Annotated in this window: 8 protein-coding genes; 4 read left to right on the forward strand and 4 right to left on the reverse strand. The window is 70.0% G+C overall.

Annotation, left to right across the window (positions count from 1 at the left end):
- Window positions 1-62: 62 nt before the first annotated feature.
- Both ACFW9Z_RS31245 and ACFW9Z_RS31250 read left to right on the forward strand, forming a co-directional pair.
- The gene (locus ACFW9Z_RS31245; RefSeq protein ID WP_384646002.1) at window positions 63-1,742 is read left to right on the forward strand and encodes a von Willebrand factor type A domain-containing protein; all 1,680 of its coding nucleotides are present in this window, start codon (window positions 63-65) and stop codon (window positions 1,740-1,742) included.
- Window positions 1,743-1,837: 95 nt separating this feature from the next.
- Window positions 1,838-2,335 carry a DUF1772 domain-containing protein gene (locus ACFW9Z_RS31250; protein WP_384646059.1) on the forward strand — a complete coding sequence of 166 codons (498 nt, stop codon included), beginning with the start codon at window positions 1,838-1,840 and terminating at the stop codon, window positions 2,333-2,335.
- A 22-nt stretch (window positions 2,336-2,357) separates the two neighbouring features.
- Here the strand turns inward: ACFW9Z_RS31250 and ACFW9Z_RS31255 are convergent, their stop codons facing one another.
- The gene (locus ACFW9Z_RS31255) at window positions 2,358-3,233 is read right to left on the reverse strand and encodes a peptidoglycan-binding protein (RefSeq protein ID WP_384646003.1); all 876 of its coding nucleotides are present in this window, start codon (window positions 3,231-3,233) and stop codon (window positions 2,358-2,360) included.
- 379 nt (window positions 3,234-3,612) lie between these two features.
- On the reverse strand, window positions 3,613-5,592 hold the full coding sequence (locus tag ACFW9Z_RS31260; protein ID WP_384646005.1) for a TerD family protein: 1,980 nt from the start codon (window positions 5,590-5,592) through the stop codon (window positions 3,613-3,615).
- A 464-nt stretch (window positions 5,593-6,056) separates the two neighbouring features.
- Here ACFW9Z_RS31260 and ACFW9Z_RS31265 point away from each other — a divergent pair, with 464 nt between their 5' ends.
- A complete protein-coding gene (locus ACFW9Z_RS31265; RefSeq protein ID WP_384646006.1) occupies window positions 6,057-7,439 on the forward strand; it encodes a tyrosine-type recombinase/integrase in 1,383 nt (460 codons plus the stop codon).
- Between the two features lie 13 nt (window positions 7,440-7,452).
- On the opposite strand, the gene ACFW9Z_RS31270 is transcribed toward ACFW9Z_RS31265, so the two are convergent.
- Together ACFW9Z_RS31270 and ACFW9Z_RS31275 are read right to left on the reverse strand one after the other, a co-directional pair.
- Window positions 7,453-8,595, reverse strand: coding sequence for a Fic family protein (locus ACFW9Z_RS31270; RefSeq protein WP_384646007.1), 1,143 nt, complete (start codon window positions 8,593-8,595; stop codon window positions 7,453-7,455).
- Between the two features lie 147 nt (window positions 8,596-8,742).
- A complete protein-coding gene (locus ACFW9Z_RS31275; protein WP_384646008.1) occupies window positions 8,743-9,714 on the reverse strand; it encodes a serine/threonine-protein kinase in 972 nt (323 codons plus the stop codon).
- 246 nt (window positions 9,715-9,960) lie between these two features.
- Between ACFW9Z_RS31275 and ACFW9Z_RS31280 the strand changes: the two genes are divergently transcribed.
- Complete coding sequence (locus ACFW9Z_RS31280; protein WP_384646010.1) at window positions 9,961-15,234, forward strand: DEAD/DEAH box helicase; 5,274 nt, start codon at window positions 9,961-9,963, stop codon at window positions 15,232-15,234.
- Window positions 15,235-15,266 lie beyond the last annotated feature (32 nt).

A 15,266-nucleotide genomic window follows, 5' to 3' on the forward strand; every position in this document is an offset into this window, starting at 1 on the left:
GTACGTCACATTCACAGGTGTCGGAGACAGGACACGGCACCGTGACGACGTGGGGGATACGGATGCATCAGCGAAGCGACAGGCGAACAGCGGGGGTACGGGCACGGGGCCGGGCGGCGGCGCTTCTGCTCGCGGGCGGGATGCTGCTCACCGCGTGCTCCGGAACGGGCACCGGGGCGGACGACGCCGTCCCGGACCCGCGCTCCGGCGCGCGTGCGCCGCAGGGCACGTACGACGGCACGCAGCCCGCACCGGGGCCGGGGCCGGGAAGGCAGTCCGGGAAGAACGGGGAGAGCGGGAAGAACGGCGGGGACGGGGATGGCGGCGATGCCGCCGAGCCGGACACCGTCGCCGTCCCCGACTACCTCTCCACCTTCGCCCTGGACGTGGACACCGCCAGCTACGGATACGCGCGCCGCACCCTCGGTGACGGCAGGCTGCCGAACGCGGCGGACATCCGCCCCGAGGAGTTCGTCAACAGCTTCAAGCAGGGGTACGAGCGCCCCAAGGGCAACGGTTTCTCCGTCACGGTCGACGGGGCGCGGATCGGCCCCGGGAGCGGCGGAGGCGCGGGCTCCGGGGCCTCCGGATGGTCGCTGCTGCGCGTCGGACTCGCCACCAAGGTCGCCCCGCCGAGCAGCGAACGGCCGCCCGCCGCCCTGACGTTCGTCGTCGACATCTCCGGCTCCATGTCCGCGCCCGGCCGTCTGGAACTGGTCAGGAAGTCCCTGAACCTCCTCACCGACGAACTGCGCGACGACGACTCCGTCTCCCTGGTCACCTTCAGCGACGAGGCCGAGACCCGGCTCCCGATGACCCGCGTCCAGGGCAACCGGAACAGGATCCGGGAGGCGGTGGAGGAGATGCGGGCCGCGCAGTCCACCAACGTCGAGGCGGGGATCACCCGCGGTTACGAGGAGTCCGTCAAGGGCCACCGCAAGGGCGTCACCAACCGGGTGGTGCTGCTCTCCGACGCCCTCGCCAACACCGGTGACACCAGCGCCGACAACATCCTGGAGAAGATCGACTCCGCGCGCCGCGAGTACGGCATCACGCTCTTCGGGGTCGGCGTCGGCAGCGAGTACGGCGACGCGTTCATGGAGCGCCTCACCAACCGGGGCGACGGCCACACCACGTACGTCGGCGACGAGGAGCAGGCCCGCAAGGTCTTCGTCGACCAGCTCCCCGCCCACCTCGAACTCCGCGCGCGGGACGCCAAGGCGCAGGTGGCGTTCGACCGGAAGACCGTGAAGCAGTTCCGGCTGATCGGCTACGAGAACCGCAAGGTCGCCGACGAGGACTTCCGGGACGACAGCGTGGACGGCGGCGAGGTCGGCCCCGGCCACACGGTGACCGCGCTCTATGCCGTACGGCTGCGCGAAGGCGCTTCGGGAGAGGTGGCCAGGGCGACCGTACGCTGGCTCGACCCCAAGTCCCGCGAGGCGCACGAGAAGAGCGGCTCGGTCCGGACCGGGGCGATCGGGGGCAAGCTGTGGGGCGGTGAGTCGCGCCACCTCCAGGTGGCCGCCGTGGCAGCCTACTTCGCGGACACTCTGCGCGGCGGCGACCTGCCCGGCACGCCGACCCTCGGGGAACTCGCCTCCCGTGCTTCGCGGTTGGCGGAGGAGACCGAGGACAGTTCCGTACGGAAGCTGGCGACGGCGATCGGGCAGGCGAGCGAGATCCACGGGGTGGAGGTGCCGGACGACGGGGGAGAGGCGGCCGAGGGGGAGATCGGCTGAACCGGGCGGGCCGTTCGAGGCCGAGACGGCCTTGTCAGGAACGGCCCTTCGCACAGACATCCGAAATGTGTCTGTGCGAACGGCCGTTCCGGGTCATGATGTGCGCCATGATCTCCCTGTTCCTGGTGCTCTCCCTGGTCGCCAACTGCCTCTACGCGGGCATCATGCTGACGTTCCTGATCGCGATCATGCCCGGTCTCGCCGGGCTGCCGGACGAGCAGTTCACCGCGGTGATGCGCCGTTTCAACGAGAAGGTCCCCGGCCCCGCCTTCCTCGTCCTCTTCCTCGGCGTGGTCGCCCTGCCCGCCGCCGCGCTCTTCACCGGAATCGGCGAGTACGACTCCGTGGAGATCCCCGCGATCGTGGGGGCGCTGGTCTGCGTGGTTGCCGGGCACCTGGTCACGATCGCCGGGAACATCCCGCTCAACAACGCGCTCGCGAAGTCGGAGGGCGGCGACGACAGCGCCGCCCGTACGGCCTTCGAGTCCCGGTGGAACACCCTCCACCAGATCCGCACCGCGTTCACGCTGGTGGCGTGCCTGCTGCTGGCCATCGCGCTGTGGGACGGCGGCGCCGCGGCCCTCGCCATCTGAGGTCCCGGACGGTCCTGATGCCTCACACGTTGGGCACCTTGAGCCGGTCCCAGCTGGTCTTGCCCGGGATGCCGTCCGCGTCGGTGCCCGTGTAGCCCAGCTTGCGCTGCCAGGCCGCGTACGAGTTCCGGTCCGCGGTGGACCAGGCCGGTCCGGGGCCCACGGTGTACCGGCCGCAGCCCTCGGCCACCAGCCGCCTGCCCATCGCCGTGACGATGGGGCTGTTGCGGCCCGCCTTGAAGAAGGACGCGCCGGGGAAGGGCTCGTACGTCGGTTTCGGGGGAGGTTTGGAGGGCCCGTCCGGCGCGCCGCCCAGCCGCTTGCCGATCCTGGTGCGCATCGAGTTCATGGTGAAGCCGCGCGGATCGACCTTGCCCGGCTGCCACTCCAGGTGCCCGATGACCGACCGCTCCGACCAGCGGTGCGCCCGGCAGACGGCCGCGGCGGCCCGTTCGATGGCGAGCAGCTGGGCCGCCGGCCACGGGTCCTTCCCGTCGCCGAGGTTGACGCACTCGAAGCCGTAGAAGTACCGGTTGCCGTCGGTGTTGGCCTCGTTGTCCGGGGGCAGGGCCTTCTCCGCGATCACGGCGCGCAGGACGTCGTCGTCGCCGAGCCCGGCGTGGTTGGCCCGCCCGTTGCCCACGAGGTGGACGGTCCCGTCCTTGGCGATCACGCCGTGGCAGAGGGGGCCGGGGAGGGCGGAGTGGCCGTTGTAGCAGAGCTCGACGGAGGAGGCGGTGCCCGAGGTGACGGTGTGATGGATCATGACGCCGTGCGTCGGGCCCCAGGCCCCCTTGTGATTCCGGTTGTTCGTGCGCCAGCTCCGGTGCTCGACGACGTGGAGGCCTTCGTCGCGGAGGGCTTTGAGCAGCTTGTCGGCGGACAGCGGCGTCGCCATCGTGGCGCTCCTTTCCAGGTGGTGCGTGGGTTCGCAGGGGTGTTCGGCGAGTGAAGGGCAGGGGCGGCGGCCGGACGGCACAACGAAGTTGCGCTCGCCCGAACGGGTTTGCGGAGGAGTGGGGAGCGCCCTGCGGCGGGATTCCGCCTCGGGCCGTACAGGATCGATTTGCCCGCTCTTGAGCCGTCCTGAACGTCGTTCCGTACCGAACGTTTCGTCGGTCTGCCACCCTTGCGCAACGGATTCCGCTTAGGGAGGCGCAGGGGGCGGGCGGGGCCGGAGTTACCGGGGCGGGGGTGCTGTGCCGACGGCGGCCGGGGGAGCGGCGGCCGGAGTGGAGGCGCCCGGGGTGGGGGTGGCCCGGGTGGTGGTGCCCGGCTCAGTCGGCGATGTCGACGCCGTAACCGCGTGCCAGGGTCGCGAGCCCGTGGTCGTACCCCTGACCGACGGCACGGAAGCGCCAGACCGGCCCACGGCGGTAGAACTCGGCGAGGAGCAGGGTGCGTTCCGTGGTGGCCGCGTCGAGGGTGGCCCGGGCCAGGGGTGCGGCACCGGTGCCGGGGACGGCGGTGACCTGGACCGCGCCGACGCTCCCGAAGGTCGTCTCCCCGTCGATCGCGGCCGCGACGGCGACCTTGCGGCAGGCGGGCGGGAGGGAGGCGAGGTCGACGGCGACAGTCTGTTCGGCCGGGCCGTCGGTGAGGAGGCGCACGGTGCCCGCGGGGTTCTCGGGGGCACCGTAGAAGACGAAGTCCTGGTCGAAGGTCACCTGTTCGTCCTCGTCGAGCACGAACGCGACGACGTCGATCTCGCACCCGTCCTGCGGCGCCCAGGCCGCGGTGATGTGCCACGGGGGCGCCGGAGCCGCCCGGTGCACGGGCAGGTCCACGACTCCGCCGCGCGGCAGGACGAGAGGCGTACGGGGACAGTCCGCTTCCGGCTCCGGAGGTGACGGCCGGGTCGCCCGGGGGTTGGTACCGGCCCCGGCCGGGGCGGCTTCAGGCGCGGTCAGCCAGTGTTCGTCGTGCACGGGAAGCCCCAGCTCCGTGATCCGCCGTATCCGGCGATCGGCCTCGCCCCCCGGCAGGAGGACGGCATCGGTGACACTGCGCGAGAGGTTGACGGCGGCCGAGCCGCCCAGCTCGACGACCCGGGTGCGCGCGGCGGCAGCGGCGGGGTGCGTGCCACCGAGAACGAGGACGCGCCGCCCGGCCAGGGGACGGTCTGCCGGAGCCGCCGTCGGCCGACGGGGAACGGGGACGTCCGCTTCCGGTACGAAGATGGCGCGGGGAGCCACGGGCGCAGCCGGCACAGGCGCGGGAACGGTCGCTTCGGGCACCGCTCCGATCCCCCCGGCCGCCTCCGGTGCGACAGCCTCCGGCGCCCCCACCGCAGCAGCCCCCACCGCCTCCACCGTCCCCGCCACCCCCGCCGCCCGGTGCGGCGTCCCGGGTCGTACGTCGGCGAGCAGCTTCAGGAAGGTGTGCTCATCGACCACCGGCACGCCCTCCGCCGCCGCCCGCCGGGCCTTCGCGGACCCCGACCCCGCCTCGTTGGTGACCAGCGCGCTGGTGTGGCGGCTGACCGACGACATCACGTTCAGCCCCGCCGCGACAGACCGCGCCACCAGCTCGGCGCGCGAGGTCGCCGTTTCCCCGGTGATGGCGACCTTCATCCCCTGCACGAGCGGACCGCCCGCCTCCGCCCGCCCCGGATTGCGGTACGCGCACGGGGTCTTCGGCGGCTGCGGTGCGAACTGCGCGTCCTGGCGCGGCGGGCACGCCACCAACGGCAGCGGCAGATCGAGCCGCGCGGCCTCTCGCAGCGTCGCACGCAGGATCCCGGCCAGCACGCGGGTGTCGTCCAGCGCGTCGTGTGCCCGCTGCTGCGGCACGCCGTAGTGCGCCGCCAGAGTGCCCAGCTTCAGGTCCTCGGCGGGCGGGTCCACCTGCCGGTTGAGGGCGAGGGTGCACAGCCGCTGGGCGACCGGCAGATACAGCCGGGCCCGCGCGAACTCGTGGGCCAGGAAGTCGTAGTCGAACTGGGCGTTGTGGGCCACCAGGACCCGGTCCTGGAGCAGCGCCCCGATCCGCCCCGCGACCTGCTCGAAGGTCGGCGCCCCCAGCAGCCGCTCGGCGGTCAGGCCGTGCACCCGCACCGGACCGGGGTCGCACCCCGGATTCAGCAGGGTCGAGAACTCCCCGGTCTGCTCCCCGTCCGGACCGATGGTCACCACCGCCACCGACAGCACCCGGTCCCGCCGCGCGACGAGCCCGGACGTCTCCACGTCCACCAGCGCCCAGTCGAAGGCGTAATCGCGCGGGCCGGACGCATCAAGGGCGGGGAAGTGCGGGGTCATGCCCGCAAGAATGATCCGGCATGTGCCCACTCCTCAACCGGAATGGCCTTTTGCCTGGATACGCGCAGATCCACGGCGCCCCGGGCCGCACACCGACGGCCGCCCCGGGCCGCGCGCCGACCCGCTCTTACGCCGCCACTACACCGCTCCCCGCTACCCTGCCCCGACCAGCGAAAAGGCCCCCCGGTGCGGAGGGCCTCACGGTCGTGCGGTCGCTGCGCCCCCGGCAGGACTCGAACCTGCGGCCAAGCGCTTAGAAGACACTTATTCCAACGTTATCTCTACCGCTCTGACCTGGCATTTTATAGCGCAGTGACGCATCGTCAGCCGTTTTGGGGGACGCATGTGGGACGATCTTGCCCGCCGACTGGTGGTGGGACCATGGAGGGAGAGTCCGTAGCGATTCAAGGACCCGCTTCCTTGACGAGGGTCGCCACGGGCGAGACCTGATCGAGGTGCCGACCATGGATACCACCTTTGATGTCAGGGTCTGGCAGATCGAGCGGGGCTCCGGGAAGCTGCGCGAGTCCTACGGGGTCCGCTGGTCCGTCGGTGGAAAGCGTCATCGCAAGACGTTCCAGACGTTCGCGCTGGCCGACGGTTTCCGAGCGGAGCTGGTGACCGCGACGCACGCCGGAGAGCCGTTCAACATGTCGACCGGCCTGCCGGACCGGCATGAGCCGAAAGCTTCCTCGGTCGGGTGGTACGACTTCGCCGTCCAGTTCACGGACGCCCAGTGGCCGCGCGTGTCGGCGAATCACCGGAAGAACACGGCGCGCACGCTGATGATCGTCACCACCGCGCTGATGGACCGGGACCCACCGGGCGTCCCCTCCCGCCGGGTCCGTACGGCCCTGAGCGATTGGGCTTTCAACACCAACCGCCGCGACGATGCCCCGGATGACGTGGCCGCCGTACTCGGCTGGGTGCGACGGCACACTCCGACCATGGACGCCTGGACCGATCCGCTCACCGTCCAGGACGTGCTGCTGGTACTGGGAACGCTGCTGGACGGGAGACGGGCGGCCGCTTCGTCCGTGAAGCGACATCGACGAGTCCTGCATCTGCTGATGAGGTATGCGATCGTCCGCGGCATTCTGCCGTCCGACCCTGTTCCCGAGTCGCGAAACCCCACGCAGCGGTCTGCCAGTGCGATCGACCGACGCCGTCTGCTGAACGAGCGGCAGGCTGCGCAGCTGCTCGGCTGGATCCGCGGCAGGCCGCGCAGCGGGCGAAGACTGCAGGCATTTTTCGCCACGTTGTACTTCACGGGGCTACGTCCGGAAGAAGCGGTCGCGCTGCGCGTCTCGGACCTAGTCCTGCCTGCATCGGGGGTAGGGCGGTGGGCCGACATCGTGGTGCACACCGCCGAGCCCGAGATCGGGCGCACGTGGACCGACAGCGGAACCCGGCACGATCGGCGACGTCTGAAAGCCAGAGCAGAGGGTGAAACGCGCATAGTGCCGTGCCCTCCGACCCTGTCCACCCTCTTGCGGGCGCGTGTCCAGGAGGCGAGCCTGCGCCCCGGCGATCGACTCGTTCCCGGGGAACGCGGCGGAGTTCTCGCCGGTTCCGTCTACCGCCGTATGTGGGACCACGCCCGCAGGGCAACCCTGTCACCCCACGTATACGCGTCGCCGACAGGACAACGCGTATACGACCTTCGGCACACCAGGCTGACGATGTGGCTGAACAACGGCATCCCGCCTGCTCAGGTGGCAGAGTGGGCCGGCACCAGCGTTGCCATGCTGTTCGCCACGTACGCGCAGTGCATCAGTGGTCAAGAGCAGGATCTGCGGCAGCGACTCGACGAGATGCCGGATGTCTCGGTCACCTTGATCGTGTGATCGCCGGTGGGGGTCACCGCTCGCGCCGGTAGGGGTCCGTGTACGGCTCCATGGACTGGCGGACCTCGTCCCGGACTGGGTCCATGAGGGGGCCGGGGGCGTAGTAGCGGGCGCGGGCCTTGCCGTGGGGAACGAGCCAGCCGCGGGCCACGAGCTCCCGGATGTCGCGGATGGCTTGCTGGTCGCTGAGGTCGGCGTCCTGCTGGTAGACGGTGCGGCGCACCTTCGCGTCCGAGAACGCGGGCAGCAGGGCATAGACCACCCGCTCGTCCAGACCGGCGGCCTCGACACCTTCGACCAGACGGGTCCAGGCCCGCGACATGACATCGAAGCGGCGCTGGGCCTGCTGGGCCTGGCGATGGTGGGCGGTCAGGCAGAACCGGATCCAGGGGCGAGTATCCCGCTCGGGGCTCCAGTGCGGTCCGCCCACATCCTCCAAGATCTGGTAGTAGGCGTAGGTGTTCTGTCCCCGGCCGAGCCATTCCTCGATGGAGGAGAACTCGGGCGGCATCAGAGCCTCGCGGGAGAACACGAGCGTGGACAGGGCCCGCGACATGCGCCCGTTGCCGTCCTTCCACGGATGGATCTTGACGAGGTTGAGGTGGGCCATGGACGCGCGGACGTGGACGGGTGCGTCGAGGTCGCCCTCGTTGAGCCACTCGATGAACTCCGCCATGAGGGCGGGCACGTCCGCCTGGTCCGGTGCGGTGTAGGCGGGGACCATGGGGTCGTCGGGGCTGGTGACGTAGACGGGCCCGTCGCGCCAGCGGCCGGGGCGTTTGTCGAGGTGGTGGCCCTGGAGCATGAAGTGCAGGCCATTGAGCAGGCCGGCGTCGTAGCGGAAGTCGTCTCCGACGTCGGCGAGGGCCTGGATGTAGGTCATGCCGCGCTGGTAGCCCTCCAGCTCGGCACGCGTCTTCTCCCCGGTCTCCAGCGGTTCCTCACCCGACATGAGGGCTTCCACGTCATCGACCGTCGCCGCGTACCCCTCGATGGTGTTCGATCCGGCGATGGCGCGGGCGGTGAGATTGCGGCGCAGCTGACGGGTCCAGCGCGGGGTGGCGCGGAGCATGTGGCGCAGGGAGCGGCGCATACTCTCGATCTCGTCGAGAGCGCGGCGGTTGTCGGAGTCCAGGGAGGGCGTTACGTACAGCATGACTCCATGACACGATAATTGTGTCACAGAGTCAATCTGGCGCTGATGAGATTCCTTACCCTCGCCCGCAGCTCCGTCGCTGCTGTGGGCTTCTGGCTGTAGCGTGAAGCCTCCCCCTCGCCCGTGCACAGGTGGTGGGTGCAGGTATCAACCCGGCCGCCCCGGTCGTGAAGGTCTTGCCCATGAGCGGACCGGACGTGCGTCCGGCCCCATCGGGTGCCGGAAGGGGCGCAGTGGGTCGACCTCGGACCAGGGGGTGAGTGCGGCTGCCGGGTCGCCGCGTTCGGGGAGCCAGGTGGCAAGCCGCCGCCAGACCTCGCCGGCGTGGGCCGGGCGGTCGTTCGGTGCCTTGGAGAGGAGCTCGAGCACGAGGGTTTCAAGGTCTGCGGGGATGTTGGGACGCAGGTCGCTTAGAGGGCTCGGCGGGTGGTCGAGGATCAGGCCGGGGAGCATGAGTTCCGAGCGGTGCTCGAAGACGGGTTCGCCGGTGAGCATCTTGTGGAGCAGGCAGCCGAGCGCGTACAGGTCGGTGCGGTGGTCGACCGGTTTGCCCAGGATCTGTTCGGGTGCCATGCATTCCAGGCTGCCCGGCCGCTCGCCTGTGGTGGTCAGCTTGGCGGTGCCGGGTTCCAGGAAAGCGGCGACGCCGAAGTCGAGGACCTTGACCACGCCGTCGGTGCGGATGATGACGTTGCGGCCCTTGAGGTCGCGGTGGACCACGTCGCGAGCGTGTACGGAGCCGAGGACAGAGGCGATCTGCACCCCAACCGAAGCGGCTTCCTCGATGCTCAGTCGTTCCTGCTCGGCGATTCGGTCCTCAAGGTCGATGCCGGTCACGTACTGCATGACCAGAAATCGTGTGCCGCGTTCCTCGCCGAGGTCGTAGACGGTCGCGATGCCCGTGTGGTCGAGGCGCGCGGCGGCGCGGGCCTCGCGTCGGAAGCGTTCGGCGTCCCGGGCGCGCTGGTCCTGAGTCAGGCCAGGGGGCGTGTTCAAGGTCTTGAGCGCGACGTCGCGGCCGAGGTGTTCGTCGTGGGCGAGCCAGACGACCCCCATGCCGCCGGAGCCGATCTCCCGTTTGATCCGGTAGCGCTTGGCGATCACAGGTCCGATGTCCATTGTGCGGGGCGACTCCGTCCGCGTCCGTCTTCGAGGCTCGACGCGCCTGCCCGGGCGGGCGCGTCGGACAGAGTGTGGCATGAGCGCGTCGTTCCGTGAACCAGCATCCTCGTTACCAGTATTCATTGACTAAGTTCACAGGTGCATGTTGTGATGTGTGGCGTACGATCAAGGGGAGTGTGGCGCACCGCGGTCGGCGGGTGGTTACCGTTGCTCCGTACCGCCTCGGGAACAAGTGGGGAACACGTGGACGTCTTCAAGGTGCACCAGCGGCTTATCCGGGACTACAAGGAGTACACATCCGGATCGGTGGTGATCGACGACGCCCGCATCGACGCCCAGGTGGCGAAGTCGCTCGCCGACGGAGACCAGTGGCCCGACCCTTATCTCTCCCTGAATCCGAGCTTCGAATCTGGTGGTTCGGTCGAGGATCTCGCGCGGCCGGGGGGGCTGCTGCACCCGGCGTGCGCGGACATCTTCCGTACCGGCAAAGACGAGCGGGGCGCCTCAGTCCGTCCGATCCGCTTCCACCGGCACCAGCTTGAGGCGATCGAGGCGGCCGGCTCCAGGGAGTCGTATGTCCTGACCACCGGTACCGGCTCAGGCAAGAGCCTCGGCTACATCGTGCCGATCGTCGACCGGGTGCTGCGCGAGAAGGAGGCCGGCGCCGCGCCAGGCATCAAGGCGATCATCGTCTACCCCATGAACGCCCTCGCCAACAGCCAGGAGCGGGAGCTGGCGAAGTTCCTCACCGCCGGATTCGGCGAGGGGTGCGAGCCGGTCACCTATGCCCGTTACACCGGTCAGGAAAGGGAGGACGAAAAGGAGGCCATCCGCGAGTCCAAGCCGGACATCCTGCTCACCAACTACGTGATGCTGGAGCTGATGCTCACCCGTCCCAAGGAACGCGAGAAGCTCATCGGGGCGGCCAAGGGGCTGCGCTTCCTCGTCCTCGACGAGCTGCACACCTACCGGGGGCGGCAGGGCGCCGACGTCGCCGTGCTGGTGCGGCGGGTACGCGAGGCATGCGAGTCACCCAACCTGCAGTGTGTGGGTACGTCCGCGACGATGGCCACCGAGGGCACCCCCACCGCGCGCCGCAGCGAGGTCGCCCGCGTCGCCTCCACCCTCTTCGACACGGAGATCTCCCCGGAGAGGGTGGTCGGTGAGACCCTGGTGCGGGCGACTGGCGACGCCGTGCCCACGCCATCCGAACTCTCCGAGCGGGTGAGGGAGAACAACCCTCCGGCCGAGTACGGGCGGCTGGCCGCCGATCCGCTGGCCCGCTGGATCGAGATCGCCTTTGGTCTGGTCGAGACCGAGGATGAGGACGGCAGCACGCTTCTGGTCCGCGCCGAACCGCTCACCGTGGAGGCCGCTGCGGTGCGTCTGCGTTCCGAGGCGTTCGGTATCGAGGAAGACGACCCGGAGGAACGTTGGTACGCGGCGTGCGCTGAGGCCATCCGGGCCACCCTCCAGGCGGGAGTGGCCGCCCGCGGCGCGGAGGATAACCGCCCGTTGTTCGCCTTCAGGCTGCACCAGTTCCTGTCCAAGGGCGGATCGGTCTACGTCTCCCTGGAGGGAGAGGCTGACCGCCACATCACCCGTACCTATCAGCAGCGCGTCCCGAACGCTCCTGAGAAGCTGCTGCTGCCGCTGTCCTTCTGCCGTGAATGTGGGCAGGAGTACCTGATGGTCGCCCGCGACGAGCGGGACGACGGTTCTGTCGCCTTCCGCACGCGCGAGGACGAGGACGACGAGCAGGGGTATCTGTACATCTCGACCGTCAACCCGTGGCCGGAGCAGGTCGGCGACGCCATCGAGCAGCGGCGCTTCCCCGACAGCTGGCTCACCTTCGACGAGCGCAAGGGCGCCCCGGTGCTCACCGCGAGCCGTAGGAAGCGGGCGCCTCAGCCGGTGTGGGTGCGCCCGGACGGCACCGGGGGCGGAAGGGTGAACGGCGGCATCTATGCGGCTTACCTGCCTGCTCCGTTCCTCTTCTGCCTGGAGTGCGGCGTCGGCTATGAGCAGGTCAAGGAGCGGGACTTCGCCAAGCTGATGACCCTCGACCAGGAGGGTCGCTCGACCGCCACCTCCGTCGTCAGTGCCTCGATCGTGCGTCACCTCAAGAGTATTCCCGAGGGTGAACTTGGTGAGGATGCACGGAAGTTGCTGACCTTTGTCGACAACCGGCAGGACGCGAGTCTGCAGTCGGGCCACTTCAACGACTTCGTCATGGTCACGCAGCTGCGCGGTGCCCTGTACCGGGCGATGGTTGCCGCCGGTGACAAGGGTCTGCGCTGGAAGCGGCTCGGCGAGGACGTGGTGGCGGTGATGGGGCTCTCCCCGCACGAGTACGCGGCCAAGCCCACCGAGATCGAGGAGCTGGCGGAGAGCACGCTGGAGGCGCTGTCCGCGGTCGCCGAATACCGTCTCTTCCTCGACCTGGAACGCGGCTGGCGCGTCACCATGCCCAACCTGGAACAGACCGGGTTGCTCGGTCTGGAGTACGGGGGGCTCGACGCCATCGCCGGCGACGAGGACCGGTGGCGGGACACCGTGGGTCCGCTGCGCATGGCCACTCCCGAGGCACGCCACCGGCTCTCCAAGGTCCTCATGGACGAACTGCGGCGCCAACGGGCCGTGGACACGCCCTACTTCACCGAGGCCAAGTTCGCCGAGCTCCGCAAGGAGTCGGCGCGGCTCAACGACGCGTGGGGGATCGCTGACACGGAGGCGGCACCGCCGCCAGCCAGGTTCGCCGTGGCCCGTCCCGGCCGTCCCGGCCGCACCGGGCGCGGCCGCAGCGAGCTGAACCTGACCGGCCGCACCGCGTTCGGCCGCCATGTCCGCAAGGACACCACCTTCCCCGACTGGGGACAGGGGCTCTCCCTCGACGAGGCCCAGGACGTCATCCGCGACCTGCTCCGTGTGCTGGCCGACGGCGGAGTCCTGGCCGAGGTCTCCCAGGGGCGGGGCGAGGAGCCCGGCTACCGGATCAACCACACCGTCATCCGCTGGCACGCCCGCGACGACGACCACGGTGCCGTGGACCGCCTGCGCCGTACCTACCGTGGCGAGCGTGGCCCTCGCGTCAACGCCTTCTTCAAGCGGCTCTACCAGGACATCGCCGCCACCTTCGCCGGTCTGCACGCCGCCGAGCACACGGCCCAGGTCCACCCCGACGTCCGCCAAGAACGCGAGGATCTGTTCGGCGAGGGCACCCGGCTTCCCCTCCTGTACTGCTCGCCGACGATGGAACTCGGCGTCGACATCAAGAACCTCAACGCCGTCAACCTGCGCAACGTGCCGCCGACCCCTGCCAACTACGCGCAGCGCTCCGGCCGCGCGGGCCGCAGCGGCCAGCCCGCGCTCGTGACCACGTACTGCGCGACCGGCAACAGCCACGACCAGTACTACTTCACCCGGCGCCAGCAGATGGTGGCTGGCCGGGTCGCCCCGCCCCGGCTCGACCTGGCCAACGAGGATCTGCTCGCCTCCCACGTGCACGCGATCTGGCTCGCCGAGACCCGGCTCGATCTCGGCACCAGCATGGCCCGGCTGATCGATGCCGACGGCGACCACCCCTCGCTGGAACTGGCGTCGTCGGTGGCCACGGCCATCGAGGAGCCAGCTGCCCGCCGCCGCGCCCTGGCGCGCGCCCGTACTGTCCTGGACGGCTGTGGCGATCTGCTGCGCACCACGTCCTGGTGGCACGAGCGGTGGCTGGAGCAGACCGTCGAGGCCGCGCCGGGCAGCTTCCGCAAGGCGTGCGGGCGCTGGAAGAACCTCTTCAGGCAAGCCCTCGAAGAACGCGAGATCCAGCACCGCAACATCCTCAACCGCACCGCCACGGGCCGCTCCAAGGACCAGGCCAAGCGCCGCCGCGCGCAGGCCGAGAGCCAACTCTCGCTGCTGCGCAACGAACAGGGCGGCGAGCGGACCGTGATGTCCGACTTCTTCCCCTACCGCTACTTCGCCTCCGAGGGCTTCCTGCCGGGCTACTCCTTCCCCAGGCTGCCGCTCGCCGCGTACATCCCGGGCACCGGCCGCACCAGCCGTGGCGGCTACGACGGCGACTACCTGCAGCGCTCCCGGTTCATCGCGATCCGCGAGTTCGGGCCCGGCGCGCTCATCTACCACGAGGGCAGCCGCTACAAGGTGGACCGGGTGCAGCTGCCGCCGGACACCGCGGGTGAGCTGACCACCGAGAGCGCGAAGGTGTGCGGGGCCTGCGGCTATCTGTCCCCGGAGGAGCAGCACGAGGACGTCTGCACGGGCTGCGGCAGCGGTCTCGGTGACGCGCGGACCGGTCTGCTGCACCTGCACACCGTCTTCACCCACCGCCGAGACCGGATCTCCTCCGACGAGGAGGAGCGCCAGCGCACCGGTTACAAGGTGGAGATCTCGTACCGCTTCAAGAAGCACGAGGACGGCCGCGACGGATCGCTGCGTGCCATGGCGCAGACTGCCTCCGGCCGCGCCCTCGCCGAGCTGGCGTACGGAGACAGCGCCACCATCCGGCTTACCAACCTCGGCTACCGTCGTTCCGTCGCCAAGGGCGAGATCGGCTTCTGGATGGACCCGGTGACGGGGGAGTGGCTCGCGGGCGGCGCGGCCAAGAAGGGTGGCAGGGAGACTCCCCAGGAGCAGGAAGGACTCGCGGACGCCGAGAAGGCCCACCGCAAGATGCCGGTGATCCCGTACGTGCAGGACACCCGGAACATTCTCGTCCTCCACTTGGCTGAGCCGGTCGACCGGGACACCGCCGTCACCCTTCAGTACGCCCTGGAGCGGGGCATCGAGGCAGAGTTCCAGTTGGAGGACTCCGAACTCGACACCGAGGAGCTGCCGCCGCACGACGGGCCGCGTGAACGCCTCCTGCTCATCGAGAGCGCGGAGGGCGGCGCGGGTGTCCTGCGGCGTCTGCAGGCCGAGCCCGGAGCTCTGGCGCGCGCCGCGCGCAAGGCTCTGCAGATCGCCCACTTCGACCAGTTGGGGCGTGACCGCGGCGACGAGAAGACCAGCGGCGACCCGTGTGAGAAGGGTTGCTACGACTGTCTGCTGTCCTTCGCCAACCAGCGTCACCACCGCGTTATCGACCGGCAGCTCGTGCGCGACCTGCTCCAGGCGTTCGCGGACGGCACCGTCGGCGAGTCCACCCCGGGCCGTTCGCGCGACGAGCACGCCGACGTGCTGCGCCAGGGCGCCGACTCCACCCTGGAGGAGCGTTTCGTCGAGTACCTGAGGTCGCACGGCCACCGGCTCCCGGACCACCAGCAGATCAAGGTGCGCGAGGCGCTGTCCAAGCCGGACTTCGTGTACGACACCGGGTTCGGCCCGATCGCGGTCTTCGTCGACGGCCCGCACCACGACCACGACGACATCGTGCTTCGCGACGAGGAGGCGGAGGAACGGCTGAAGGACTTCGGCTGGGAAGTGGTCCGCGTCCGCTACGACGACGACTGGTCCAAGAAGGTTGCCGAGTACCCTCAGGTGTTCGGCGAACCCCGCCGCTGACCTGCGACCGGACGCCTCGCCCAGCAGCGTCG

It is taken from the genome of Streptomyces sp. NPDC059452 (assembly GCF_042750035.1).
Lineage (GTDB): Bacteria > Actinomycetota > Actinomycetes > Streptomycetales > Streptomycetaceae > Streptomyces.

Coding starts and splice junctions, on each gene's coding strand:
- ACFW9Z_RS31245 (WP_384646002.1), top strand. CDS start 63: ATGCATCAGCGAAGCGACAGGCGAACAGCGGGGGTACGGGCACGGGGC.
- ACFW9Z_RS31250 (WP_384646059.1), top strand. CDS start 1,838: ATGATGTGCGCCATGATCTCCCTGTTCCTGGTGCTCTCCCTGGTCGCC.
- ACFW9Z_RS31255 (WP_384646003.1), bottom strand. CDS start 3,233: ATGGCGACGCCGCTGTCCGCCGACAAGCTGCTCAAAGCCCTCCGCGAC.
- ACFW9Z_RS31260 (WP_384646005.1), bottom strand. CDS start 5,592: ATGACCCCGCACTTCCCCGCCCTTGATGCGTCCGGCCCGCGCGATTAC.
- ACFW9Z_RS31265 (WP_384646006.1), top strand. CDS start 6,057: ATGGATACCACCTTTGATGTCAGGGTCTGGCAGATCGAGCGGGGCTCC.
- ACFW9Z_RS31270 (WP_384646007.1), bottom strand. CDS start 8,595: ATGCTGTACGTAACGCCCTCCCTGGACTCCGACAACCGCCGCGCTCTC.
- ACFW9Z_RS31275 (WP_384646008.1), bottom strand. CDS start 9,714: ATGGACATCGGACCTGTGATCGCCAAGCGCTACCGGATCAAACGGGAG.